This is a genomic window from Desulforhopalus singaporensis (genome assembly GCF_900104445.1).
GTDB classification, from domain to species: Bacteria; Desulfobacterota; Desulfobulbia; order Desulfobulbales; family Desulfocapsaceae; genus Desulforhopalus_A; species Desulforhopalus_A singaporensis.
The window spans coordinates 55300-80670 of sequence record NZ_FNJI01000008.1 but is presented as its reverse complement, the minus strand read 5'-3'; the positions used below and the strand labels follow the sequence as shown (position 1 = coordinate 80670).

Annotated in this window: 23 protein-coding genes, 3 tRNA genes and 1 other RNA gene; 22 read left to right on the top strand and 5 right to left on the bottom strand. The window is 50.5% G+C overall.

Annotated elements, in window-relative coordinates:
- Positions 1–37: 37 nt before the first annotated feature.
- Complete coding sequence (locus BLQ17_RS07280; RefSeq protein WP_176761122.1) at positions 38–1216, bottom strand: SO_0444 family Cu/Zn efflux transporter; 1179 nt, start codon at positions 1214–1216, stop codon at positions 38–40.
- Between the two features lie 35 nt (positions 1217–1251).
- Positions 1252–1608, bottom strand: coding sequence for an ArsR/SmtB family transcription factor (locus tag BLQ17_RS07275; RefSeq protein WP_092221353.1), 357 nt, complete (start codon positions 1606–1608; stop codon positions 1252–1254).
- A 140-nt stretch (positions 1609–1748) separates the two neighbouring features.
- Here BLQ17_RS07275 and rsmI point away from each other — a divergent pair, with 140 nt between their 5' ends.
- From rsmI to BLQ17_RS07250, 5 genes are all read left to right on the top strand, one after another.
- Positions 1749–2603 (top strand): 16S rRNA (cytidine(1402)-2'-O)-methyltransferase, encoded by an 855-nt coding sequence (rsmI, locus tag BLQ17_RS07270; protein ID WP_092221351.1) that lies wholly within the window; start codon positions 1749–1751, stop codon positions 2601–2603.
- 13 nt (positions 2604–2616) lie between these two features.
- The gene (locus BLQ17_RS07265) at positions 2617–4227 is read left to right on the top strand and encodes a hypothetical protein (RefSeq protein WP_092221349.1); all 1611 of its coding nucleotides are present in this window, start codon (positions 2617–2619) and stop codon (positions 4225–4227) included.
- A 227-nt stretch (positions 4228–4454) separates the two neighbouring features.
- Entirely contained in the window at positions 4455–5684 is a 1230-nt protein-coding gene (gene trpB, locus BLQ17_RS07260; protein WP_092221347.1) for a tryptophan synthase subunit beta, read from the top strand.
- A gap of 49 nt (positions 5685–5733) precedes the next feature.
- A complete protein-coding gene (trpA, locus tag BLQ17_RS07255; RefSeq protein ID WP_092221345.1) occupies positions 5734–6531 on the top strand; it encodes a tryptophan synthase subunit alpha in 798 nt (265 codons plus the stop codon).
- Positions 6528–8306: a M3 family oligoendopeptidase gene (locus tag BLQ17_RS07250; RefSeq protein ID WP_245695027.1), complete on the top strand. Its 1779-nt coding sequence runs from the start codon at positions 6528–6530 to the stop codon at positions 8304–8306. Before trpA ends, BLQ17_RS07250 begins: the two co-directional genes overlap by 4 nt.
- Positions 8307–8404: 98 nt before the next feature.
- On the opposite strand, the gene BLQ17_RS07245 is transcribed toward BLQ17_RS07250, so the two are convergent.
- From BLQ17_RS07245 to BLQ17_RS07235, 3 genes are all read right to left on the bottom strand, one after another.
- The gene (locus BLQ17_RS07245) at positions 8405–9181 is read right to left on the bottom strand and encodes an SDR family NAD(P)-dependent oxidoreductase (protein WP_092221343.1); all 777 of its coding nucleotides are present in this window, start codon (positions 9179–9181) and stop codon (positions 8405–8407) included.
- A 339-nt stretch (positions 9182–9520) separates the two neighbouring features.
- Entirely contained in the window at positions 9521–10147 is a 627-nt protein-coding gene (gene pyrE / locus BLQ17_RS07240; RefSeq protein ID WP_092221341.1) for an orotate phosphoribosyltransferase, read from the bottom strand.
- 155 nt (positions 10148–10302) lie between these two features.
- Positions 10303–11694, bottom strand: a complete 1392-nt coding sequence (locus tag BLQ17_RS07235) for a sigma-54-dependent transcriptional regulator (protein ID WP_092221339.1) — start codon at positions 11692–11694, stop codon at positions 10303–10305.
- 159 nt (positions 11695–11853) lie between these two features.
- Between BLQ17_RS07235 and tadA the strand changes: the two genes are divergently transcribed.
- The 17 genes from tadA to BLQ17_RS07150 all read left to right on the top strand — a co-directional run bounded on the left by tadA (position 11854) and on the right by BLQ17_RS07150 (position 25044).
- Positions 11854–12336: a tRNA adenosine(34) deaminase TadA gene (gene tadA, locus BLQ17_RS07230; RefSeq protein ID WP_281180508.1), complete on the top strand. Its 483-nt coding sequence runs from the start codon at positions 11854–11856 to the stop codon at positions 12334–12336.
- A gap of 91 nt (positions 12337–12427) precedes the next feature.
- Positions 12428–12513: transfer RNA gene (locus BLQ17_RS07225), tRNA-Ser, on the top strand.
- A gap of 21 nt (positions 12514–12534) precedes the next feature.
- Positions 12535–12631: signal recognition particle sRNA small type (gene ffs, locus BLQ17_RS07220), an RNA gene on the top strand.
- A 50-nt stretch (positions 12632–12681) separates the two neighbouring features.
- The gene (gene dnaX, locus BLQ17_RS07215; RefSeq protein WP_092221337.1) at positions 12682–14451 is read left to right on the top strand and encodes a DNA polymerase III subunit gamma/tau; all 1770 of its coding nucleotides are present in this window, start codon (positions 12682–12684) and stop codon (positions 14449–14451) included.
- A 23-nt stretch (positions 14452–14474) separates the two neighbouring features.
- Positions 14475–14798 (top strand): YbaB/EbfC family nucleoid-associated protein, encoded by a 324-nt coding sequence (locus BLQ17_RS07210; RefSeq protein ID WP_092221335.1) that lies wholly within the window; start codon positions 14475–14477, stop codon positions 14796–14798.
- 8 nt (positions 14799–14806) lie between these two features.
- A complete protein-coding gene (gene recR, locus BLQ17_RS07205; RefSeq protein WP_092221524.1) occupies positions 14807–15409 on the top strand; it encodes a recombination mediator RecR in 603 nt (200 codons plus the stop codon).
- A 265-nt stretch (positions 15410–15674) separates the two neighbouring features.
- Positions 15675–15749: transfer RNA gene (locus BLQ17_RS07200), tRNA-Val, on the top strand.
- Between the two features lie 78 nt (positions 15750–15827).
- A complete protein-coding gene (gene thrS / locus BLQ17_RS07195) occupies positions 15828–17756 on the top strand; it encodes a threonine--tRNA ligase (protein ID WP_092221334.1) in 1929 nt (642 codons plus the stop codon).
- A gap of 79 nt (positions 17757–17835) precedes the next feature.
- Positions 17836–18375, top strand: a complete 540-nt coding sequence (infC, locus tag BLQ17_RS07190; RefSeq protein WP_092221332.1) for a translation initiation factor IF-3 — start codon at positions 17836–17838, stop codon at positions 18373–18375.
- A gap of 139 nt (positions 18376–18514) precedes the next feature.
- The gene (rpmI, locus tag BLQ17_RS07185; protein ID WP_092221330.1) at positions 18515–18712 is read left to right on the top strand and encodes a 50S ribosomal protein L35; all 198 of its coding nucleotides are present in this window, start codon (positions 18515–18517) and stop codon (positions 18710–18712) included.
- 82 nt (positions 18713–18794) lie between these two features.
- On the top strand, positions 18795–19151 hold the full coding sequence (gene rplT / locus BLQ17_RS07180; protein ID WP_092221329.1) for a 50S ribosomal protein L20: 357 nt from the start codon (positions 18795–18797) through the stop codon (positions 19149–19151).
- A 100-nt stretch (positions 19152–19251) separates the two neighbouring features.
- A complete protein-coding gene (gene pheS, locus BLQ17_RS07175; RefSeq protein ID WP_092221328.1) occupies positions 19252–20265 on the top strand; it encodes a phenylalanine--tRNA ligase subunit alpha in 1014 nt (337 codons plus the stop codon).
- A gap of 24 nt (positions 20266–20289) precedes the next feature.
- Positions 20290–22734, top strand: a complete 2445-nt coding sequence (pheT, locus tag BLQ17_RS07170) for a phenylalanine--tRNA ligase subunit beta (RefSeq protein WP_092221327.1) — start codon at positions 20290–20292, stop codon at positions 22732–22734.
- A complete protein-coding gene (locus tag BLQ17_RS07165) occupies positions 22727–23023 on the top strand; it encodes an integration host factor subunit alpha (RefSeq protein ID WP_092221325.1) in 297 nt (98 codons plus the stop codon). Before pheT ends, BLQ17_RS07165 begins: the two co-directional genes overlap by 8 nt.
- A gap of 36 nt (positions 23024–23059) precedes the next feature.
- A complete protein-coding gene (locus tag BLQ17_RS07160) occupies positions 23060–23431 on the top strand; it encodes a MerR family transcriptional regulator (protein WP_092221322.1) in 372 nt (123 codons plus the stop codon).
- A 54-nt stretch (positions 23432–23485) separates the two neighbouring features.
- Positions 23486–23563: transfer RNA gene (locus BLQ17_RS07155), tRNA-Pro, on the top strand.
- Between the two features lie 191 nt (positions 23564–23754).
- The gene (locus BLQ17_RS07150) at positions 23755–25044 is read left to right on the top strand and encodes a tyrosine-type recombinase/integrase (protein ID WP_092221320.1); all 1290 of its coding nucleotides are present in this window, start codon (positions 23755–23757) and stop codon (positions 25042–25044) included.
- The last annotated feature ends 327 nt before the right edge of the window (positions 25045–25371 follow it).

The window sequence follows — 25371 nt, the reverse complement described above, 5'->3', positions numbered from 1 at the left end:
AGAGGGCTCTTTGCGTTGATGTTTTGATTGTCACCTGTCAGCTGCAATCGCATTTTTTCTTTTCTTCTTCGCTCTTTAGCTCACACTTGGATGATCCAGCAGAAGGCATCTGTGGAAAATCACTGACAAAAACGGTCTGTGCCTGCTTTTTGCCAAACAGCTTTTTGCAAAAAGAGGTGACCGGGCGGATGGACAGCAGCAGCAGGATCACGACAGCCGCGTATTTCATCACCGGCGGAAAGAGATCAGAGGCTTCCCCCAGTATCGCCTGGGGGGATATTCCCGCCAGCACATATAAATAGTCGACCACCAACCCGAAAAAAACCGCGCAAAGAGCGATAACCGTCAGATACAGGGCGGTGCTTCTTTTGCCGAGAATCTTGACAAGAACGGAAAGAGAGGTCAGGTTCGTTGCCGGTCCGACCAGCAGAAAAACCAGGGCGGCACCGGGACTTACCCCTTTTAAAATCAGCGCCGCGGCAATCGGGGTGGAAGCCGTGGCACAGATATAGAGCGGAATTCCGGCTGCCAGCATGATAACCATGGAACCGAAGCCGCCGCCGAGAAAGGTCTCCAGCAGCTCCTGCGGTATAAACGTGGTGATAAGGCCTGCCAACCCTACTCCGGCAAAAAACCAGACGGCGATATCACCCCACACTTCCCGGTAGCCATATCGCATCCCGGCCCGTATCTTTTCCCACAGACTGTGATGTCTGCGGTGGAGTTCATCGGGGCAATCAATCCCGTCGCAGCAATTGTCAATTTTACAGCTTCTGTCGACAACCGGCTGAACCTCTTTTTTCTCCCAGAACAGCAGATTCTCTGCGAGCCCTGCCGTCATTGCCGTCACAAAAGCCGCAACAGGCCGTATCACCGTCATCATCGGATCGAGCAGTGCGTAGGTTATGGCTATGGAATCAACTCCTGATTCCGGTGTTGAGACAAGAAACGCCGAAGTCGCGCCCTTGTTCGCTCCCTGCTTCCTGAGTGATGCTGCCGCCGGCAGCACACCACAAGATCACAACGGCAGAGGTACGCCGAAAAAAGCAGCCTTGACCACCGACATGTACCTCCCCTTCCCCAGATGGTTTAAAATGGTGTCCGGATCGAGCATGATCTTCAACATCCCTGCAACACCGATCCCTCCCAGCATAAACAGGGAGGAATCCAATAGTATTTCCCAGATTTCACTTATCAGACGTAAGACAATATCCATTTCCTGCTACCCTCAACTTCCTACTTCATTTGTCATCAAGGCTCCGCCTGAAACCGTCCAGCCGCATCGAACAGTCCCTTGAGAGCTTTTACAGGCACCGCCCGATAATACAGAACAGTCCCGTCCCTCCTGTTTTTCACCAGCCCCATGCTTCGCAGCAGACGAAGCTGATGACTCACCGACGACTCGGTTGCATCGAGGAAAGCTGCAAGATCACAGACACACATCTCAGCATCAAGCAGAGCGTGGAGTATCCGCAAGCGGCCCGGATCGGATACCGCCTTGAAGAGCAGTGTCGATTTTTCAACAAAATCCACCATCAGATCGTTCGCCTTGGCCCTTGCCACCTTGTCACCGTGAACTATGCGCGCTCCGCACCTGTCAGCGTCCATCCTTCCTCCTGTTTTTAATATATGTACACATATTCATATAACATCTTCTCTTTGTGTCAAGAAAACAGGATGCATTTTTTATGGTAATTGACAATAATGGCAGCACCATACAACAAGCAGCAACCAACAGGTGGACAGCTATGCAGACCATAAAATCAGGAAGTTCGGGAACGCTTTATATAGTTCCAACCCCCATAGGCAATCTCGAAGACATAACGGCCAGGGCAATTCGCATTCTAAGAGAAGTATCCCATGTCTGCGCAGAAGACACCCGCCACACCAGGAAATTACTCAGCCACTTCGGGATTTCCACCTCCGTTATCAGTTACTACCGGGAAAAAGAGCGGGAAAAAAGCGTGTCTATCGTGAAGTTGCTGCACCAGGGCAAGGATATCGCCCTGGTGAGCGACGCAGGAACCCCCGCCATTTCAGATCCCGGCGCGATCCTGGTGCAGCACGCCCGCCAGGCCGGGATAAAAATCGTTCCACTGCCCGGGGCATGTGCCGCGACCACCGCTCTGTCCGCTGCCGGCATGACCGATGACGGATTTCTTTTTCTCGGCTTTGCTCCTTCCAAGCAAGGACAACGGAAAAAATTCCTGCAAAAAATCAAAAATTGCTCCTACCCGGTGGTGCTGTACGAATCGCCGAGGAGAGTGGGAGAAATGCTTACCGACGCCCTGGCTATACTGGGCGACCGCCAGGGGTTCTGGGCCAGGGAGCTGACAAAAACATTTGAGGATCTGCAGCAGGGATCACTGTCTGAACTGGTCCAACTGTGTGAAGCGCCGCAAAAAGGTGAATTTGTAATTATCATTTATCCCGAGACCGTTGAGGAGGCAGCAGGAGAGAATCTCGACGAATTGCTTGTCTGGTATCGGGACAACAGCGACCTGAGCCTTAAGGACGTAAGTAAAAAGCTTTCATCTGATCTGGGATTATCACGCTCTGAGATCTACAAGCAGGCGCTGAAAATCTGGAACAGTACAACTTGAACCGGTAGAAGAAATGAACAGAATTGAGAGTTGCATCACCCCCGGGGGAACATTCAAGTACGGTATCCACAAACCTTCTTTCAGCGTGAAAAATTTGCGCGGAAAGACAAAAACGGACACTCTCGGGTTGGACAACGACGGCCAGTATGTCGACAATACCATAAATTATCCGCAGTCGGATCTTGTGATAGCTGAAACCGACTGGATATACGAAGTCCCCAATCCCCTGCCGTTCAGGGGCCGAACCTATATTAACAAGAGATGGGCCGATGCCAGTGCAGAAAATATCGGCAACATAAAAATTCCCGAACCGCCGCAGGTATCACTCAGCAACTGCCTGAAACAGTCGAAAGCGGGAAGTGAACTGTTCAGGAGTCTTCCCGTCCCCCTGTTGCTTGCGCTGGCCACAACTTCAACCGATCCCGAAGACCTTCGCCGGCTCGCGGAAATAAGCTGCGAATTCACGAGTCGCGACGATGGCGGCCTCGGACTGCGCTACCATAAGGATCCCAGTGGAAGAATGCGGGCGGTAATACACGATTTCGAGCTTTTTGAGGCCGTGGCCAACAATCCTTTTCTGCCCGGTGCCTACAAAATTGCCATGGTGATCCGGCCGGGAGCCCAGGGAGCAAGCGAGATAGTGGGTGAATACCGCGCAGCGGACCATACTCACGTGTTTGAATATCTCAGGAGAAACTCCTATATCTCCGGCGGCCACTACGCCGCCAATATGGCTGATGACGCCATACGATATTCGATCGACGACCTGTCGGAACAAGACTTTCACGGACTCCGCCACCTCTACTACCAGAGGACCTATGTGCGCCTTGCAACGCAACTTGGCATAACAGCCGGCATCGAACAGCAACGGACGCTTAATGCTGCAGAGCTTGAAGAGCTGCGACTTAGTATCATCGGCGCCCTGGCAGGCTGCAGCGACCGGGTGGCCACGTTATGGGGCTGGAATTTCGGGTTTGACTACGCACCGACAAGATACCGGCTCCACGCCTCACACCAGCAGATACATCAGCAATACGCCATAATCCCCGACCGGATAGAGGCTTTTACCTCCGGCACCAAAGACAGCTGCGGCACCATCTCCGCTTACAGCTGCGGAGACCTCGTAACCCAGGTAATCGAGGAGTACCGGCAGCAGTATCAGAGCGATTTTTTTACCGATTATCTGCAGGCCATCAGGACAAACCGGCGCATGGACGATCACCCGGATAAAGAGGCGAGCCTTGTTATCTACAGCGACGACAACGTTATGGTGTTCGTTCCCAAAGCCCAGACCTCACAATGGGAAATCCAGCTTATGACGCTGCCCCGCAAGGACGGGAACGCTCCGGGAAATCTCATAGAGTGTGATGCCGATACGCGATACTCCGTTGACCAAGGTATCCTCAACGCGCAGCGTGCGCTTGCATCTCTTGGGGCCAAGATGGTAACGACCATAGAATATTCCAAGAGAATCGGGAAAACCCCCGTGCTCAACCAGCCTCTTATGTATGGTCTGATGCCCCGCCTGCCGGAATCTCCCGGGGCCTTCAGCGAAGCCCAGCTGCGTTTTATCAACGGCCACTATCCCGAAGATTTTGCGCTGGCATTGAGAAATTGTCTATAACGTCCATTGCCCCATCGTGACCGCCGGCCGTCCGGAAATACAATTCTTTCCCGCGGGCCGGGATTCTCACTTGTTATAAATTTTTTATGCAGGTATTTTGATTACAAATTACAGTTTTTCAGGCGGCACGCCGCGCTACAATCCACCAGGCCGGGCCTTGTTTTTTACCAAAACCGGAAGGCTCGATCACCCGTGCGCGTCCCTGTTATGATTTTACGGAGAAAACAATGAATGAAAATGGCTTTTTTGGGAAATGGGGTGGTGCGTACATTCCGGAAATACTGCACGAAACCTTTGAGCAGCTGAAAACAGGCTATAAAAAGGCCAAAGAGGATCCCTCCTTCTGGAAAGAGTATGAATCCCTGATGCAGTCATACTCCTGCCGTCCCACCCCGCTGACCTATGCCGAAAACCTCACCCGCCATTTCGGCGGAGCCCAGATATATATCAAGCGGGAAGACCTTAACCATACCGGTGCCCACAAGGCAAACAACGTCATCGGACAGGGGCTGCTGGTCCGCAAGATGGGGAAAAAAAGGGTCATCGCCGAAACCGGCGCCGGCCAGCATGGTATGGCCACGGCAACCATGGCCGCCAAGTTCGGTTTCGACTGCACCGTCTATATGGGCGAAGTCGACGTAAAACGTCAGCGTCCCAATGTATTCTGGATGGAAAAAATGGGCGCCAAGGTTGTCCCGGTCAAGGACGGTTCCAGGACCCTCAAGGATGCGATCAACGAAGCGTTCAGGGACTGGGTGACCAATGTCGACACCACCCACTACGTCTTCGGAACCGCCTGCGGTCCCGCTCCTTTCCCGGAAATGGTCTCCTGGTTCCAGTCCATCATCGGCCGGGAAGCAAAAGAACAGATAGAGCGGATACACGGGAAGCTGCCGGCAAGGGTCTATGCCTGTGTTGGCGGTGGTTCCAACGCCATGGGCATATTCCAGGGTTTTCTCGAACACGAGGAAGTGGAACTGGTCGGGGTCGAGGCGGGAGGCAAGGGCATCGACTCAGGGCTGCACGCCTCCCGGCTCTGCGGCCACGATGCCACCCCGGGAGTGGCTCAAGGATACAAAACCATGTTTCTCCAGGACAGCGACGGCCAGATGCTCGAAACCCACTCGGTGGCCGCCGGACTCGACTACGTAGGGGTCAGCCCCATCCTGGCCGATCTGTGCGAGCGAAAACGCGTCAGGTTTGCAGCCGCTACCGACCAGGAGGTTATGGAGGCGCTGGATCTTACCATGAAAAAAGAGGGTATTATCCCGGCACTCGAATCGACCCACGCCTTCGTTCAGGCCTTCAAGGAAGCTTCCTCTCTCCCCCCCGACCAAGCCATAATCATCAATCAGTCGGGCCGCGGGGACAAGGATATTTTTACCATTGCTCACGCTTTTAACGATCCTTCATGGCAGGAGTTCATTATCTCACGGGCAAGGGAATATGGAATCTAACCGGATTTCCAGGGCAATTGTAAAAACAGCGCAAAAATGGTGAACCGCAATGCAACTAGAACAAAATATACGAAAAGCAATGCAGGATAAAGAGATCCTGCTCATGACCCACATTGTCCTTGGCTATCCTTCTTTTGACGCCAACAGAAAAATTGTGGCGCAGATGGTGGAAAACGGGGTCGACTGCATTGAAATGCAGATACCTTTTTCCGAACCTATGGCGGACGGACCGGTGATACTAAAGGCCAATCAGGACAGCCTGGCTGCAGGTACCAGGGTCGCTGACTGTATCGAGTTCGGCAGGGAGATGGCTGCAACCCACGACATCCCATTCCTGTTCATGACCTACTACAACATCCTGTTCAAATACGGCGAAGAAAAATTCTTCGACGACTGCAGCAAAGCTGGCATCCAGGGGTTGATCATCCCTGATCTCCCTCCGGAAATGGGCAGGGATTTTCTGCAGCTGGCCAAAAGCCGCCAGGTCGCCCCGATTTTCATTTTCGCCCCCACCTCCACCCCGCAAAGAATGGCCTACCTCGGCAAGACAGGCGACGGCTTTATCTATTGTGTTGCCAGACGCGGCGTTACCGGAAAAAAATCAGAATTTGGCGAAGACTTTTCATCCTATCTTGCCACCTGCAGGAAGTCCACTACCCTGCCCATTGCGGTGGGCTTCGGTATCCAGGACAGCGAGGATGTGGCGGCACTTAAGGGCAAAGCCGATATTGCCGTTATCGGCTCGCAGACCATACGACTGGTGGATGAAAAGGGAGTTGACGCGGTAGGTCCGTTCATCGCCGGGCTGAGACAGCGGCCTGCAACACCTCAAAAGGAACTGAGATGATGAATTCCACGGAGCTCAACCAGAGCTTGGGGACCAGCGAGGTCCTCTGGAACCTTGAGGATCTGTACAAATCCGTTGAGGACGATGCCATTGGCGGGGATGAAGCGTGGTGCAGGCAGGAAGCCCAAGACATCAACAAGGACTATTACGGAAGAGTTACTGATCTCCGGCCAACCGACCTGCTAAAACTCGTGGTAAGGCTCGAAGCCCTCGACTGCCGTCTGTTAAAGCTTGCCACCTTTTCTTTTTTAAATTTTGCCACACAGCTCGACAACGGCCAGGCGGGAGGCCTTGACCAGCGAATAAGGGAACTGAACTCCCAGTGCGGCACCAAAACTATCTTTTTTGAGCTTGAATGGAACCGGATAGAAGAGGAGCACGTCGCAGTTTTCCTCGAGGATCCGGCCCTTGAAAAATATCGACACTACCTGTCGGCGCTCAGACGTTACCGGTCCCACCAGCTGTCCGAGGCGGAAGAAAAAATTTTACTGGAAAAACAAATCACCGGAAGAAGCTCCTGGACCACCCTTTTCACCAAGGTGCTAGCCAACCATAAATTCGGAGCGAGGCAGCGTACCGAAGAAGAAGTCCTCACCGATCTCTATAACAGCGACCGCACTGTACGCAAGAACTCCGCCGATGAATTAACCGAGGGACTGCGCGCAAACCTGCACATCCTGACCCACGTGTTCAACACCCTAGCCGCAGACAAAATGGTGGAGGACAGGCTCCGCAATTATCCCGGCTGGGTAAGTTCGATGAATCTGCACAACGAACTGGAAGACAAGACAGTTGACACTCTGGTCAACGCGGTCACCTCAAGATACGACATCGTTTCCAGGTATTACAATCTCAAAAAAGAACTGCTCGGACTTGACCGGCTAAAGGACTACGACCGCTACGCCCCGCTGCCTTCCTTGAGCAAAAAACAGGTGAGCTGGGACCAATCAAAAACTATTGTCCTTGACTCGTTTTCGGCATTTTCTTCCGAGATGAGCAAAATCGCCGAACAATTCTTCGACCGCAACTGGATTCACGCTCCCGTGATGCAGAACAAACGAGGTGGAGCGTTCGCCCATCCCTGCGTCCCCGAGGTGCATCCCTATGTTATGGTCAACTTTACCGGAAATCTCCGCGACGTGTCCACCGTGGCCCACGAGCTTGGTCATGGAATTCACCAGGTCCTCGCCGGTGGCCAGGGACATTTCAACAGCGATACTCCGCTGCCTCTTGCTGAAACAGCGTCGGTTTTCGCCGAACTGCTGGTTTTTACCAGGCAACTTGAACAGCTGCAGGCAAAAGAGGAAAAGAAAGCGTTCATCTGCCAGAAACTCGAGTCGATTTTTGCCACCGTCTTCCGCCAGACGGCCATGAACAGGTTCGAGGATCTTATGCACCGGGGCAGAAGAGAACAAGGAGAACTCACCGCGGAACAGCTCACCCAGTTCTGGCTCACCACCCAGCGTGACATGTTTCGCGAGTCGGTTGAACTGCGGGATGATTACGGAATCTGGTGGGCATACATCCCCCATTTCCTCTCCACTCCGGGATACGTCTACTCATACGCTTTCGGGGAACTGCTGGTACTGTCACTCTACAGCATCTACCAGAAAGAAGGCGACAGCTTTATCGACAAATATTTGACGCTGCTGAGTTCCGGCGGTTCACGCTCCCCGTACGAGCTCCTCCAACCCTTTGGTATTGACCTGAACAGTTGCCAGTTCTGGCTAAGCGGTCTCGATGTCATCGATCAACTGCTCAAGCAGGTGGAATAATGATATATTTTTCGTTTTGGGGCTATAGCAAAGACTGCATGGACTGAGCCGGCAATTTCACTTTTTGGTGGCAACAAACAGAACTTACCGAAATAGATTTACGAGGCAGTTATGCCGCCATCGACGGACCACGCCGCACCGGTGGTGAAAAGCGAGGCATCCGATGCTAAAAAAGCGATCACGCTGGCCACCTCATCGACATTGCCCAGTCTCCCCACAGGGTATGGATCGGTCAAGTTTTTCAGATACTGGCCGGGATTATCGGCCCGCGCCAGATCCTTGTCCAGCATCGGCGTGACAATATCACCTGGGCACACACAATTGACCCTGACATTATCGGGGGCGACATCCACCGCCAGGGCCTTGGTGAAAATTGTCACGGCACCTTTGGAGGCGCAATAGGCACTGGACAGAGCATTACCCTGTATTCCCGCATCCGAGGAGATATTGACTATATTTCCGCAGGTTTTACGCAACTCCGGAACAGCGTATTTGCACACAAAAAAAGTTCCTTTGACATTGACGTCCATGATCCAGTCGTAATCGGCCTCACTGACGTTGTCTATGGGATCGAACTTGAATACTCCTGCGGAATTGACCACGCTGTCAATCCGTCCAAAACAGGAGACGGTCCGTTCAATCAGCCGCCTGCATTCATCGACTTTTGCGACATCGGCCTGGTGAAACCGCAACCGGCCCCGACCGTCATCGACGTCGTACCCCAGGCGGCTGATTATTGCGTCTGCTTTTTCGCTGTTTGTTCCAGACATCATCACCTGAGCGCCGTCCTGTAAAAACAGCTTGACGCTGGCCAAGCCGATACCTGACGTACCGCCGGTAACCAGAACGACTTTATCGGTAAAATCCAACCTCATGGCTCGCCTCGTTTCGTTTCGCCGCCTGCACGGCTTATTTCTCTTTTCAGGCTGGGGCGCCAGGTCTGCTATCCGCGCTTGGCGTGCCCCCCGATACACTGGCTAAACGATCGTTCAGTAAAATCATATTTATACGAAGCCTATTTCGGCCCGTCAAGGATTTTCCCGTCGACATCCATGATATTATGGTATTGTTTTTCAGCAGGAAGAAAAGACAGGACCAGTTCGCCATTGACCGGCTGAACCCTGCACGGATGGTAACCGGGGCCGGTCTCAGGCAGAAATGTTTTTACGCGAAACAGTCAGGAAAAAAGTCGAACCCCGGCTTGCCAACCGGATCTACCGGTCAGTCTTCCGCCAGTTCTGCGGGTCTTTCCTCCATTGTCTGGCGGTATTGAACTCTTCTTCACTGATGAGGTGTTCGTCCTTTACCACTTCGAGCAGAGTCGGGAAGTCGGTCAAGACACTCCACTTGCAGTTTGCCTCGGAAAAATTGTCTTTTGCGCTGTCGAACTGATAGGAGAAGATCGCCACAACTTCCACCTCTGCCGCCTTTTCTTCCCGGCAGGCGTTTAAAGCGGTGATACAGCTGCCTCCAGTGGAGATGAGGTCTTCTACCAGGATGACCCGTTTTCCCGCTACTTCCGCACCCTCTATCTGTCTCCCCGTTCCGTGAGCTTTCTTTTTACTCCTGACGTACGCCATCGGCACGTTCAGCCTGTCGGCGATAAAAGCCGCCCAGGGGATACCGGCAGTTGCGGTTCCGGCGATAACGTCGAACTCCTTGTCTTTCAAGGCATCCATAAAGGCTTTGACTATCTCATCTCTCTCTGCGGGAAAGGAGAGCATTTTCCTGTTATCACAATAGATAGGACTTTTTATTCCCGACACGAAAGTAAACGGCTCTTTAATGCTGAGCCTTACAGATTCCTTTTCCAGCAGATACTTGGCTATATCCTTATTCATCTATCCTCTCTTTTCTTTATTGTTTAATTTTATGTAATCAGGGTTACGCCAGCCACTCTTTTATTACCATTTTCAAGGTGGCCGGTCGGCCAGTATTTTCTACACCATTATCCATAACGGTGCGAAGAAATAACACAAGTGCGGTAATTTTGGGTTCAGGACTGTGACCTGTTTTTTCTCCAGTGCGGATGCGTTATCCCAAACCTTGCGATCTTATAGTTTAAGGCCCGCGGACTTATCCCCAGCTTTTCAGCGGCACTCTTTTGTATCCACATACACTCCTTGAGCACCTGCAGGATAAGTTCTTTTTCCTGCTCGGCCAGCAGTACCCCCGTTCTCCCGATATTTGTTTTTTTATCCCTGGACGTACCAGTACGTTTTTCCTGAGAGAGCGTAAGAGAAAGACTGTCCCTGCCTATCACGCTTGTTTTTTCAAGAATAACCGCCCGCTCGATAACATTTGCCAGCTCCCTGATGTTCGCCGGCCAGTCGTAACGGCGGATTTTTTCCAGCGCCCGTTCGCTAAAACCACTAATTTCACGATGATGGGCACCACACCATTTTGTCAAAAGCATCTCGGCAAGAGGGACAAGGCACTGCCTTCTCTCTTTAAGGGTTGGCAGCACAACCCTGCGACGGGCGATGCATTGGTACAATTCATCCAGGAATTCACCTTTGCCCACAAGCTTTTCAAGATCCGTGCAGGACGTGGCTATAATCCGGAATTGGCGGGGGATTGCCCTCCCCCCCCCTGCCCTGCCAACCATCTGTTTTTGCAGGACGTGCAGGAGTTTTTTCTGCATTTCAAGCCCAAGTTCACCGATTTCCTCAAACAGCAGCGTGGCGCCGTCTGGCTGGGCGAATCTTGCTGCCAGCATCTGGCCAGCGTCGCCTGTCTCGCTTTTTTCGTAGCCAAAAAGCTCACGTTCAAGCCGTTTGTCCTCCCGCCGAAAACAGCGTATTCTGATCAGCGGCCTGTTGCGTCCGGGCGAGCTGAGATGGATAACCCCGGAAAGATATTTTTTTCCCGTGCCGATATCTCCCTCAAGAAGAATTGGCTGCTCGTCTCCAACATATTTTTCCAATTGCCGGATGCATTTTTTCATGCACTCACTGCGGGCGACTACCTCGTCGAAAGTATTGACAACCCTCTGCCGCCTTCGGTGGTAGGCCAGCTCAAAACGCTGGGATCGGGACTCGATGATTTTGTCGATGACCACACGTATTCTGGTTGATGAAACAGGGTGGACCAGAAAGTCGCTGGCTCCTTTTTTAATCGCCTCCAGGATAAGTTCCGCTTTTTCCTCCCTGCTGGTTACTATAAGCGGCAAAAACGGGTCGACTCTGTGAAGCCGCTCGACTAGAGACAGCGGCGACTGGCCGGCGGAATCGATATCGAGCAATACCAGGTCAAACCGCGGATTCTTAATTTTTTCGAGAAATTCCCGCTGATCCGATATACACGTCACCGCACAATGTTCTCTTAGCACCTGTGCCAGTCTTGTCCTGGTTTTGGGGAACGTGTCGTATATGAGAATTCGGAGCATACTTCGTAAAATAGCAGGAATTTGATTTCAGGCTTACAGCTGGTTGTTCTCTATTTATACTGTTATATATGTATATTTAGTGTAATTTGCAAATCCTAGCAGCCCTCCCCTTAAGATGGGGCAACTGTCAACCAGCAATAATAAGAGGAAACAGCGGCCGTGGCAACACCCGACGAAAAGTGGATGCACCTTGCAATCGAACAGGCGAAAAAATCGGCGGTAATAGGAGAGGTGCCCGTGGGTGCCGTCCTGGTAAAAGACGGCCAGCTTCTCAGCGCCGCCGGGAACTGCCCGATTAGCCTGCACGACCCCACTGCCCATGCCGAAATCCGCGCCCTGCGCATGGCATCGGAAAAAATCGGCAACTACCGTCTGGTGGGCACAACCCTGTACGTAACCCTGGAGCCGTGCATTATGTGCATGGGCGCCATCGTTCACAGCAGGGTGAGCCGGTTGGTCTACGGTGCATCCGACCCCAAGACCGGGGCTGCGGATTCCGTGTACCGCATAGGCAGCGACGGAAAACTCAATCACCGGCTGGAGATAGCGGGCGGCGTGCAGGAGGCTGAATGCGGCTCACTTTTAAAGGATTTTTTCAAGTCAAGGCGTTGTGGACAAAAAAACGACCGTTGCCGGAATTGATTCATTTTTTTTTATTTTTTTTGAATTTTTGATTGCCAAAACATCGGTTACTGTTTACATAGTAGCTCACATTTTTAATATCTCTGATTGAGGAGAGGTGACCGAGTGGCTTAAGGTGCACGCCTGGAACGCGTGTGTACGCAAGTACCGTGAGTTCGAATCTCACCCTCTCCGCCATAGATTGAGTTCGACTTTGATAGCCGGGCCCTGTGCAACAAGGAATCGCGAACCCCGCCAGGTCCGGGAGGAAGCAACGGTAGCGACACTCCCTGTGTGCACTGGTAACCCGGCTATCATTTTTTCTCCGGTATCTCCGGCACGGCCATAATCAGCTCCCGGTGCTCCATGTCTTACCTCGTTCTTGCTAGAAAATTCCGCCCGCAAAGGTTCAGTCAGATTGTCGGTCAGCGACCTGTCGTCAAGACGCTCCAGAACAGCATAGACCGCAATCGTATCGCTCACGCCATCCTTTTTTCCGGTGTAAGGGGAGTAGGCAAGACAACCCTTGCCCGCATCATGGCCAAGGCCATCAACTGCAGCAGCACCCAGCCTGACAAGCCCTGTGACGAATGCTCATCCTGCAGGGAGATCAGAAAAGGCAATTTTATAGACCTCTACGAGATAGACGGTGCATCAAACAGGGGGATCCAGGAGATACGTGAGCTCAAGGAAAAATTGCGCTTTCTCCCGACATCCGCCAAATTTAAAGTCATCATAATTGACGAAGTACACATGCTCACCACCGAGGCGTTCAATGCTTTGCTGAAAACCCTCGAGGAACCACCGGATCATGTCTATTTCATGTTCGCCACCACCGAAATCCACAAGATACCGGTAACCATCCTGTCAAGGTGCCAGCAATACGAACTGAAGAGAGTTCCGGCGAAAGAACTTTATGAGCATTTCGGCAAGTTGGCCGAAATGGAAGGATACAGGATAGAACCGGAGGCGCTTTCTCTTATCGTCCGTGAAGCAGCTGGATCAGTGCGCGACGGGTTGTCGCTGCTGGACCAGATGTTTTCGTTTGGCGAACAAGAGATCAAGGTGGAAGATGTCGTAGAAGTTCTCGGTCTTGTCGATCGTGAAATATTGATGAATTTGTCCCGGGCGCTTTTGCACGGAGACAAAAAAGAGACCTTTTTATCCCTTGAAAAAGTGTTTGAGTTCGGTACCGACATCAAGAGGTTCATGGTCGACCTCCTCGATCATTTCCGGAACCTGCTGTTTTGCAAAATCAATGGCTGCAGCCATCTCATAGACCTTCCCCAGGAGGATCTGAACGATTTAACAGAACTCGCATCCGACTATTCGGCGGAAACCATCCACTTGAAATTATCGCTACTGATGGCGGCTGCCGAGGAACTGAAGTTTTCCACCCTGCCACGACTGTCCCTGGAGACTTCGTTTTTTAAGATTATCGAGACCTCCAACATCGTTCCGATCTCCTCTCTTTTGGGACAGCTCGACCAGTTTCTTAGCAACCTTCCAACCGGAGGAGAAACTCCCAACCCGATCGCCCCGCCGCCACAGGAGGCCGCGAGACAGTCAAAAAAAAACGGTAACGAAAAAAAAACAGCTGAGCAGCCTGCCCCTTCTGAACAGCCAGTCCCCCCGGCGGCAGCGCAGCAGCCTTCAGCAGGCACGGCGGAACCGACTCAAGAACAAAGTCAACAGCAGCAACCGAAACCATCCCCCGACGCCGGCAAGATAAAAATTCACTCCCACGAGAAAGAGATTCGCAAGGAGTGGCCGCGTTTCATAGAGTATGTCAGAGACAGAAAAATCTGGATGGCCAAGGATCTTCAGCGGGCGGACTCGGCCAAAGAAGACGCAGAGGGGATACTGCACATCACCTATTCCGACCCTCACAACTGCTCCCTCTTGAAACAGAAAGAAAATCTCAACCTCCTCACCGAATTTGCACTGGATTTTTTTCAAAAACAACTCAAAGTACGCATCACGGTTCCCAAGACCGAGGAGGCCACTGATGTAAACGGTGAAGACTCCCCCCATAAGAAAAGGCAGCAGCTGGCCAACGACCCCATCGTTATCATGGCCGCAGACATTTTCAACGGCGAGATCGGAGATATCCGAATCGGTCCGAGAAGCAGATAACAAAACAGAACAGGACTACCATAATGGATCTCAGCAAAATAATGGAACAGGCCAAGGCCATGCAGGAGAAGATGGCAAAAATCCAGGAGGATTTGAGCAAGAAGACAATTACCGGATCTGCCGGAGGAGGAATGGTACAGGTTACCGTAAACGGACAGGCAGAAGTTCTTTCGGTTATGATCGAACAACCCGTCATAGACCCTGAAGAGGCAGAGATGCTCCAGGATCTCATTGCCGCAGCAACCAACGACGCCTTGAGAAAAGCCAAGGAACTGAGCCAGCGTGAGCTTGGCCAGCTGACCGGCGGCCTTAATATTCCAGGTCTTACCAATTTCATGAGGCCCTAGTCTTGTCCATGCAGGTCTTCCCGCCAGCCCTTGAAAATCTCATTGAGCAGCTTTCTCAGCTGCCAGGGATTGGTAAAAAAACAGCCACTCGCCTGGCGCTCAACATTTTGCGCAAGCCGCCTGCCCTCGCCAGGAACCTGAGCAGCGCCTTGGCTGATCTTCACAACTCTATCCAACTCTGCAGCTGTTGTTTTTCTTTTTCCGAGGACGACCCGTGCTCCATCTGTGCCGATCAGCGAAGAGACGGTTCAACGGTTTGCGTGGTCGAGGGTTCAGGAGATCTACTGGCTATTGAAAAAACAGCCGTCTTCAGGGGACACTACCATGTTCTCCATGGAGTACTTTCCCCTTTAGACGGGGTAGGTCCAGGTGAGATAAAAATCCGGGAGCTCCTCAGCCGGGTCAGAAGCGGAGCCGTGAAGGAGGTCATAATAGCCACCAGTTCCACTGTGCCCGGTGAGGCGACGGCATCGTATCTGATAGATATTCTCTCCCGGGAGCCGGTAACCTTGACCAGACTTGCCTGCGGCATACCAATGGGTATGGACATTAAATATGCAGATAAATACACTCTGGCAAAAGCACTCGAGGCGAGATCACAGGCCCATTGAGGTATAAAAACCTTCTAAGACCTCAAAATTCCTTCGCCCCTGAACGGACCGCGACAAAAACTTGAAAAGGTTGATATTCTGTAAGAATTACCTTTAATCCCAGTATGGTTGTCAAAGTCGTTTGAACTAGACCGTAATTTTTGATTATAATGCGTAAAATTCTATTGCACTGGCAATTTAATCGTGGTAATAAATGGCCCTTGCGACGCTTGAGTTAAACATCGCACTCAAGTTTTGCAGCTTCTAGGCATAAAAAAGCATTCCTAGGCGCGTAGCTCAGTGGGAGAGCGCCACCTTGACGTGGTGGATGTCGTCGGTTCAATCCCGTCCGCGCCTACCAGCATAAAAAGGCTAAAGTAAAAACGCTTCCGATCGGGGCGTTCGCTCTTTAGCCTTTATTTTTATACAGAAAAGAAAAATGGCTGACATAACCGTATCAATTGATGGAGGTGACTCCGCATCTGTTTCCTCAGGAACAAGCGTCCGGGACGCTCTAAACAAGCTACTGTCGAACAAACAAAGGAAAAAGACAGTTGCATCGAAAATCGGCAACGACATCGTCGATTTCACCGCGACACTCACTGAAGATACGGTACTCAGTCCAATCCAGATAGGATCTGAAGAGGCACTGAACATACTCCGCCACAGCACCGCCCATGTCATGGCACTGGCCGTAAGGGATGTTTTCGGCCAAGATGTAAAAGTCGCCATCGGGCCAGCCATAGAAAACGGATTCTACTACGACTTCGAGCGCGAAGCCCCTTTCACCCCTGATGATTTTGCAAAAATAGAGGACCGTATGGCCGAGATAATCGGCGCCGGCCTGGGCTTTGCAAAAACGGAGATGAAAAGCAGTGAGGCAATAGATAAATACAGCGCTGAAGGTGAAAAATACAAAGTCGAACTGATCCAGGACCTGGGCGAAGAGACGGTGTCGCTCTATCATGTTGGTGAATTCACCGATCTGTGTCGTGGCCCTCATGTCCCCGACACTTCATTTATAAAGGCATTCAAACTGCTTCGTGTAGCGGGTGCTTACTGGCGCGGTGACGAAAACCGTGATGTCTTGCAGAGAATATACGGCACCGCGTTCTTTGACAAAAAAGACCTGAAGAAGTATTTGAACGCCCTTGAGGAAGCGAAAAAGAGGGATCATCGCAAACTCGGCAAGGAGCTGGAGCTTTTTACCATAAAAGATGATATCGGCCCGGGCCTGATTCTCTGGCAGCCCAAAGGGGCTCAGCTGCGACGCCTGATCGAGGACTTCTGGAAAGACGAACACTACTCGCACGACTACGAACTGCTGTATACGCCACATATCGCGCGCCAGGATCTGTGGAAGACCTCTGGGCATCTCGATTTCTACAACGAGAACATGTACTCCTCCATGGATATAGACGAGGTCCAGTACCAGCTCAAACCGATGAACTGCCCATTCCATATCGGGGTATTCAACAGCCAGAAACGCAGCTATCGAGAACTGCCGATCAGGTGGTGTGAACTTGGCACAGTCTACAGGTACGAACGTGCAGGAGCTCTGCACGGACTTCTCCGGGTGCGCGGCTTCACCCAGGACGACGCGCACATTTTCTGCAGGCCCGACCAGCTCGAAGATGAGATTTTCAACATCCTCTATCTGAACCTGCACATACTCAAGGCCTTCGGTTTCGACAACTATGACGTATACCTGTCGACCAGGCCGGAAAAATATGTCGGCACCGACGAAAACTGGGAAAAAGCGACCGAAGCCTTGAAACTCGCGCTTGAAAAGAAAGGCCTCGACTACACCATAGATCCCGGCGAAGGGGTGTTTTATGGGCCCAAGATAGATATAAAAATCAAGGACCAGCTTGGACGTTCCTGGCAGTGCTCGACCATTCAGGTCGATTTCAATCTTCCCGAACGTTTCCAGATGAAGTATACAGGAGCCGACAACGCGGAACATCAGCCCATCATGATCCACCGAGCGTTGATGGGATCGCTTGAGAGGTTCATCGGAGTCCTCATAGAACACTACGCCGGAGCGTTCCCCATCTGGTTTGCACCGGTCCAGGCGAGAATCCTGAACATCACCGACGATCAGCTCGATTACGGCGACGAAGTGTTCAGCCAGTTGAGAAAAGCGGGATTACGGATTGAAAAAGATTTGCGCAACGAAAAACTTAACTATAAAATCAGGGAAGCGCAAGTTGCTAAAATTCCGTACATGCTTATTATCGGTGACAAAGAAAAAAGCGACGGCACCGTCACTGTACGGCTTAGGAACGGAGAAAATTTAGCGCCCATGACCCCTGCCGAATTCGTGGAAAAAATTCGCCAGGAAGAGGCTGAAGGGCGAGGATACTGAGAAATACTGTAAGCTGCCGGGCGCTGGTCCTGCAGGAATAACGTTTAATTTTAGCTCGTAAGTTCGAGGGGGTAAGGATATCAGAAAAGGAAGAAGTGGTCCGGTACAACGAGAAGTCAAAGCATTAACAAACGAAGGAATACGTTTTCCAAGGGTCAGACTTATTGATCACGACGGTAAGCAGAGAGGCGTCTTGTCAATTGAAGAGGCAAGAGAAATAGCTTATAACGCAGGCCTTGACCTAGTGGTTGTGTCCGAAAACGCTGATCCTCCTGTCTGCCGAGTAATGAACTACGACAAGTTCCGCTACGAGCAGAAGAAAAAATCGCAGGAAGCGAAGAAAAAACAGGCAACGGTAGAAACGAAAGAGATCAAGTTCCGGCCAAAGACCGAGGAACATGACCTCAACTTCAAGATAAAGAATATTAAAAAGTTCCTTGCCGCAAAACATAAAGTAAAACTCACTATGCGTTTTCGTGGACGTGAAATCGTCTACTGCGAAACCATAGGGGTCGACGCGATGAACAAAATCGCCGCCAGCCTCGAAGAGGATGCAGTAATTTTGCAGCCGCCGAAAATGGAAGGACGGCAGCTGGTGATGTTCGTCGGTCCGAAATAAAAATTACAATATGCAGTTTGAGCCCCGTTAAGCTCGCTTTTTTTATAGACAGACGCTGTTGATCGGGTTTTATTGTCATCAGCTGATCATTAAAAATACTCGCAAGAGTTGATGATATTTAGGTTCAAAGGAGTTTATCATGCCTAAGATGAAAACAAAACGAGGAGCCGCAAAGCGCTTCAAGCTCACCGGCTCCGGTAAGCTGAAAAGAAACAAAGCCTTCTCCAGCCATATTCTGACGAAAAAATCCACCAAGCGCAAGCGTGGCCTGCGTCAGTCCGAAACTGTAGATGCCAGTGATTTTAAATCGATCAAGCGTATTTTACCCTACGCCTGATAGTCACTGACAACAACATGACAATTCACTCTTTTTAGAGTTTTACCGCCTGCTGATGAAGCGGGCACCAAAGGAGTATACGATGCCACGTGTTACCAGGGGTTTTAAAGCCCGCAGAAGAAGAAACAGGGTACTAAAACTTGCCAAAGGTTTTAGAGGAGGCCGTTCCCGCCTCTACAAAACAGCGACCGAAGCTGTCGATCGCGCCTTAACCTACGCATACCGCGACAGACGCGTCAAGAAAAGAGATTTTCGCGGACTGTGGATCACCAGGATCAATGCGGGTGCCAGAATGAACGATATGAGCTACTCCAAGCTGATGGGCGGTCTGAAGAAGGCCAATATTGAGCTTGATCGTAAGGTTCTCGCCAACCTCGCAATTCTTGACGCTGACGCTTTTTCAAAAGTGGTACAGATAGCAAAAGAAGCGAACGCATAACTGGTCAACCTTACATAGTCTTTCTTAGCGTGCCGGTTTTGGTTCCCTGCAACCAACACCGGCACGTTGTTTCTTTGAGCACCTGACTTTCACAGCGGATATGGAAAAAGAGTTACAAAGCTTAGCAACCGAAGCTAAAGATTTTTTGCAAAATCTCAAGGACAAGGCTGAAGCAGAGGAATTTCGCATTCGTTTTCTTGGGCGAAAGGGGCATTTTACCTCAATCATGCGCTCCCTTGGAAATGTTGCCGCAGAGGACAGGCCCAGGCTCGGGCAGATGGCTAATCAGGTCAAGGCCGAGGTTGAGAAACTGTTTGAACAGAAAAAAATTGAGATCGAACAGAGTTTCGGCAAGGACAAAAAACTGTCGACACCTGACCTCACCCTGCCCGGACGATGTCCGGCCGGCGGCCGTCTGCACCCGGTCACCCAGGTTATGCAGGAGACCTGTGCAATATTTGAAAGTCTCGGTTTCTCGGTTGCGGAAGGGCCGGACGTTGAACAGGACTACTACAACTTCGAGGCGCTCAATATCCCGGCGCATCATCCTGCACGGGACATGCACGATACTTTCTACGTGAGCGACTCGATCCTTTTGCGGACCCATACGTCACCTATGCAGGCACGTATAATGGAAGCACAGGACCCGCCGCTCAGAGTAATCGCTCCCGGCAAAGTCTATCGCTGCGATTCCGATATCACCCATACGCCCATGTTTCATCAGGTTGAAGGCTTTCTGGTCGATAAAGACATCTCTTTTGCCGACCTCAAGGGGGTCCTGACGGTCTTTACCAGGAAAATGTTCGACCGCGACCTTGCACTTCGCTTCCGCCCGTCTTTTTTCCCCTTTACCGAACCCAGCGCCGAAGTTGACATTGCATGTGTAATGTGCAACGGTGCCGGCTGTCGCGTCTGCAAGAAAACCGGGTGGCTTGAAATCCTTGGTTCGGGGATGATCGATCCTGAAGTTTTTAAAATGGTCGGTTACGACCCGGAAGTTTACAGTGGTTTTGCTTTCGGTCTTGGTATTGAGCGTATCGCAATGCTTAAATACGGTATTGACGATATTCGCCTCTTTTACGAAAATGATCAACGGTTTCTGTCACAGTTTTAGTCATTTGCCTAATTACATATAGATATGAAGTTTACTCTCAGTTGGTTGAAAAACTACGTAGAAACAGGAAATCTTACTCCGGACGAACTTGCTGAACATCTCACCATGCTGGGACTTGAGGTGGACTCGGTAACACACCTCTATGAGGAGCTTGCCGACCTGCAAACCGGTCTGGTTGTATCGACGGAAAAACACCCCAACGCCGACAAGCTGACCGTCTGCCAGGTGCAGATTGGAGCAGAGACGCACCAGATCGTTTGCGGAGCTCCCAATGTAAGGGAAGGACTCGCAGTCGTTGTCGCCCTTCCAGGGACGATACTTCCCGGTAATTTCAAGATCAGCAAATCAAAAATAAGAGGTGTTGGCTCCGGCGGCATGATATGTTCTGAGCGAGAACTCGGCCTCAGCACCGCACATGACGGGATTATGGAACTCCCCGAGGGCACCGAGCATGGCCAGGCGTTCACTGAAGCTGTCAAGCTTGCTGATATATGCATAGAGGTCGACCTTACCCCAAACCGGCCCGACTGCACCTCGGTAATAGGAATTGGTCGTGAAGTTGCCGCTGTTACCGGCTCTGCACTGAAGATTCCTGTCACCAACCAGGAAATCAGTTCGGTGAGCGACAAATTCGATGTGCAGATAGACTCACCTGAACTTTGCCTCCGTTATGCCGGCAAGCTTATAAAGGGTGTGACCATTGCACCATCTCCGTGGTGGCTCAGGAAATGTCTGCTCAGTGTAGGGTTGCGCCCAATCAATAATGTGGTCGATATTACCAACTTTGTGATGCTCGAATACGGACAACCCCTCCACGCGTTTGACTTTGACAACCTTGCGGGGGGTAAAATTGTAGTCCGGACTCCATCGGAGGAGGAAAAAACATTCACTACGCTGGATGAGGCCGAACGTAAACTCGACAGCGATATGCTGATGATCTGCGATGCAGAAAAACCCGTGGCGGTTGCCGGGGTTATGGGGGGACTCAATTCGGAAGTCTCCGACAAATCGACCAATATTCTGTTGGAGAGTGCCTGCTTCAATGCCGTGTCTGTCCGTAAGACCGCACGCTCGCTCAATATCTCAACCGATGCATCCTATCGCTTCGAGCGCGGTGTCGACCCTGAAGGGACGATTAATGCCCTCAACCGTGCAGCTCGGCTTATATGCGAGCTTGGCGGCGGAGAAATCGTAGACGAGGGGATTGACCGGTATCCAGGAAAAAAAGAACTTCTGGTCCTGCCCCTGAGTGTCACCCGCACCAACACCCTGCTAGGTCTCGACCTGAGTATCGACAAGACCTGCCGGATGCTTGAGTCAATCGAGCTTGCATGCACCAAGAAGGACGAAGATATTCTGCTGGTGACCGTGCCTTCTTTCCGGGTTGATCTTGAGCGCGAAGCCGACCTGGTCGAAGAAATTGCCAGACTGTATGGATACAATAATATTCCGGTTACACTTCCCGCCGTTACCTTGAGTTATCCGGATCAGGACCAGGCCCGGGTCAAACGTCTTGAAATTGCCCGGAAACTGACAACCATAGGATATTCAGAGGCTATAAATTACAGCTTTACTGCAGCAAAACATATCGACTCACTCGGGATCACAGCTGAAGATGAAAGACACTGTTTTGTCAAACTGCTCAATCCGCTCAGCGAAGATCAGGCGGTGATGCGAACCACCCTTCTACCGGGTCTGCTTGAAAACGTAAAAAGGAACATCAACTTCCAGAAACCTGCCATACGGCTTTTCGAGCTGGGAAAGGTGTTCTTTCCAAACGGCGACAATGTACAGCCGGTGGAATCCACAAGACTTGCCGGAATTTTGTCCGGCAACCGGTATGGCGAAAGTTCACCGCTCTATTTCAAGCATAAAAGTGTCGATATTTTCGATGCCAAAGGCACTGTCGAATTTATCTTCAGGGAAATGGGGATGGCTCTTTCCACAGAAGCGGACGACATCTATTTTCAGGTTCCTGACAGCGGCAATGAGGAACCATACGCCGAGCCTGGCTATTCTCTAGAAATCAGAACATCAGATATAAAACTTGGTTTTTTGATAAAAATGAAAAACGATGTTTTGCGCAGTTTTTCAATAAAAAACGAAGTGTACTTTTTCGATCTTGATTTCGATGCCATCTGTAATTTGCAGACAGAAACTAAACAATTCTCTTCCCTGCCGGTATATCCATCTGTTAAAAGAGATATCGCCCTTGTTGTCCCGGACAGCGTATCAGCCGGGCAATTACTTGACGAGGTCAGGACTAGTCGAGATAAATTGATCGAATATGCGGAAATATTTGATATTTTTAAGGGAGATAAAATTCCTGATGGGTGTAAGAGTGTTGCCCTTACAATAACCTATCGTTCCCAGAGCAAAACCCTTACAGAAAAAAACGTGGAGAAATCCCACGCAAAAATAGTACATATGCTAACAAATAAATTCGGGGGAAGTTTCCGTCATGCATAACAACAGCAATAATCTCACGAGAAAAGAATTAACTGAAACGCTGGCCGAGCAGCTTGGATTTTCACAAAGCAACTGCGCCCAGATAGTTGACAGTTTTTTCGACAACATCAAGCAGTCGATGCTCAACGGTGAATCGATAAAGCTGGTTCATTTTGGTACCTTTACCATCCGCGACAAATCTCCGCGAAGAGGCAGAAATCCGCGCACCGGTGAATCAATCACCATAAAAAAACGACAGGCGGTCAGTTTCAGGCCAAGCAAAAAACTACGGGAGCAGGTCAATAATTAATCTTTCTTCTGATCCTATAGAGGTGTGACTGGCATTATGATACCCGCAATACCAGATAAGCTCTATTTTAAGATCGGTGAAGTAGCAAAGATGGCAGACGTGCCCCCCCACGTTCTGCGTTATTGGGAATCGGAATTTCCAGCAATTAAACCGAGGCGGGCCAATTCAAAGCAGCGCCTCTATAAAAAACAGGATGTGGAGATTATTCTTCAGATCAAATACCTTCTGCATGACAGGGGGTTTACCATTGCAGGAGCGAAAAAGCTTTTAAAGAGCGGCAGCACCATCAACCTTGATGAAATCGAAGATAAAAAACATCAGGGTTCGGTGCCGGATAAGTTGAAATCCATAAAAGACGAGCTCATAAAATTGCAGCGAATCCTCAACAGTAAAAAAGAGACAAATTGAGTCTTATGGTTGTTGACACCGGGGCCAACAAATGGTAGATAGACCTGCACGAGTCGGGATGTAGCGCAGCCTGGTTAGCGCACTTGTCTGGGGGACAAGGGGTCGGAGGTTCAAATCCTCTCATCCCGACCACTTGAAAATTCAGGGCGTTAAGCTAATTCAATAGCTTAACGCCCTTTTTTTTATGGTTTTTTATAGTTCGTCACACTGTTCACATTGATCTGTTTTGGTGGATTTTAACAATTTGTTTATGTTAAGATCGAAAAAACTGCCCAAAAAACTGCCCTGAGAAATAGCTGGGCGGACCGAAACGGAGTGAGCTCATGGCGAAAAATAAAAAACCAATGAGAAATATCGAAGCGAGGGAAACGCGGTGGGGTATGACCTACCGGGTCAGGGTTCAGTATAAGGGACAAGTTTTCCAGGCAACAAGGGATAAACTTTCCGAAGCAATCGAATGGCGGGAACAAACCGAGCACCTGCTACACACCGGACAGCCATTGCCCGGGGAGGTCCCCGAGGGCGATATGAAGCTCGGGGAAGCCAGCGATAAATTCATCAAGGGATGCTCCCATAAAAGCAGGGCCACCATCAACGGATATCATTTTGCCCAGAACAAGATCCTTGATTATTTTGGAGACAAGACCCTGCTGTCCCAGATCACTCCGAGCAGAATGTATGAGTATGTCACCCACCGCCAAAATATCGACGGCGTAGGATCCTCCAAATTGTGCCAGGAGCTCTCTTTTATCAAAATGGTGTATGACGCCGCCCGCACCTGGGGAGTTACCGTGGAGAGCCCGGAGAGAAACATTGTACGACCTAAAAAGAAACATCCGTCCAGGGAGGAGAAACTTGACCGGGTCATCAAGGAAAATGAACTGATCGTCTTCCTGGAAAAAATCAGATCAGGTCACATCAACAGATTTATAACCTCTGAAAAGTATCTTGCAAAATTCGGTGATCGAAACAAGACTCTTTATTTATATCTTATGTTCCTGCTTCACACCGGCATGAGGCCGACCGAAGCAGCGTATCTCAGATGGTCCCCGCCAACGGCAAGGGAAATAAAAGAAAGCAAAAAAAAAGCAATCCACCTCGGCCACGTTGACCTGGAGCGTGGAGGCTTTTCCAAGGTCGGTACCAAAACGGAAACCCGTTTTGTGCCGGCACACCCCGTTGCCGCCAAAATAATTCGCCACCTTGAAGGATTAAGATCGGCAAAGGAACAACAGCTGCGGGAGCAGCTTGAGAAGAGAAACGGGCCGGGATCCGGCACCAAAGACGACTGCACTCTCAAATACGTATTCATCCCGAACAGCCACGGCCAGAAAACACATCCATATAAAATCTACCGCTCAGCGTTTGAAACAGCCAGAACAAACACTTTCCTGCAAGACGGATCCAGGTTAAGGCAGAACATCGACTTCTACTCCTTTCGCCATACGGCCCGTTCCCGGATGGCAATCTGCGGAGTTCAGGATTCCGCGGCGGAGGAAATCATCGGCCATGTCGGCGACCGAATGCAAAAGACCTATACCCACTATGACGACGCCGGACTGATTGCCCAGATCTCAAAACTTGACTACCCTGAACTTCATTTAAACCTGTAAATTGCAGATATCGTTATCCAATGTAACAATCTGTTTTTTGGTGTTCTCTTTCAGGCTGACGGTTCGATTAATAACCTTCCGTCTTGTCTTGGTCAAACATCGATAATTTTCTTTTCGAATTTAGACTTCAGGTGATCCAACAGCAACGACCTATAGTGGCAAAATGTTGTTTTGCTGATGATTGACAAGGTTATTAACGATCCAATACAATTATTCTAATAGAATAGTTTTCTAATATGGATTGATTCGTCTATTTTCTATACACTCAGTGATATTTATCAACCAGTACCTCGATCAGGGAGCATTCAAACATCGCCGCATATTACT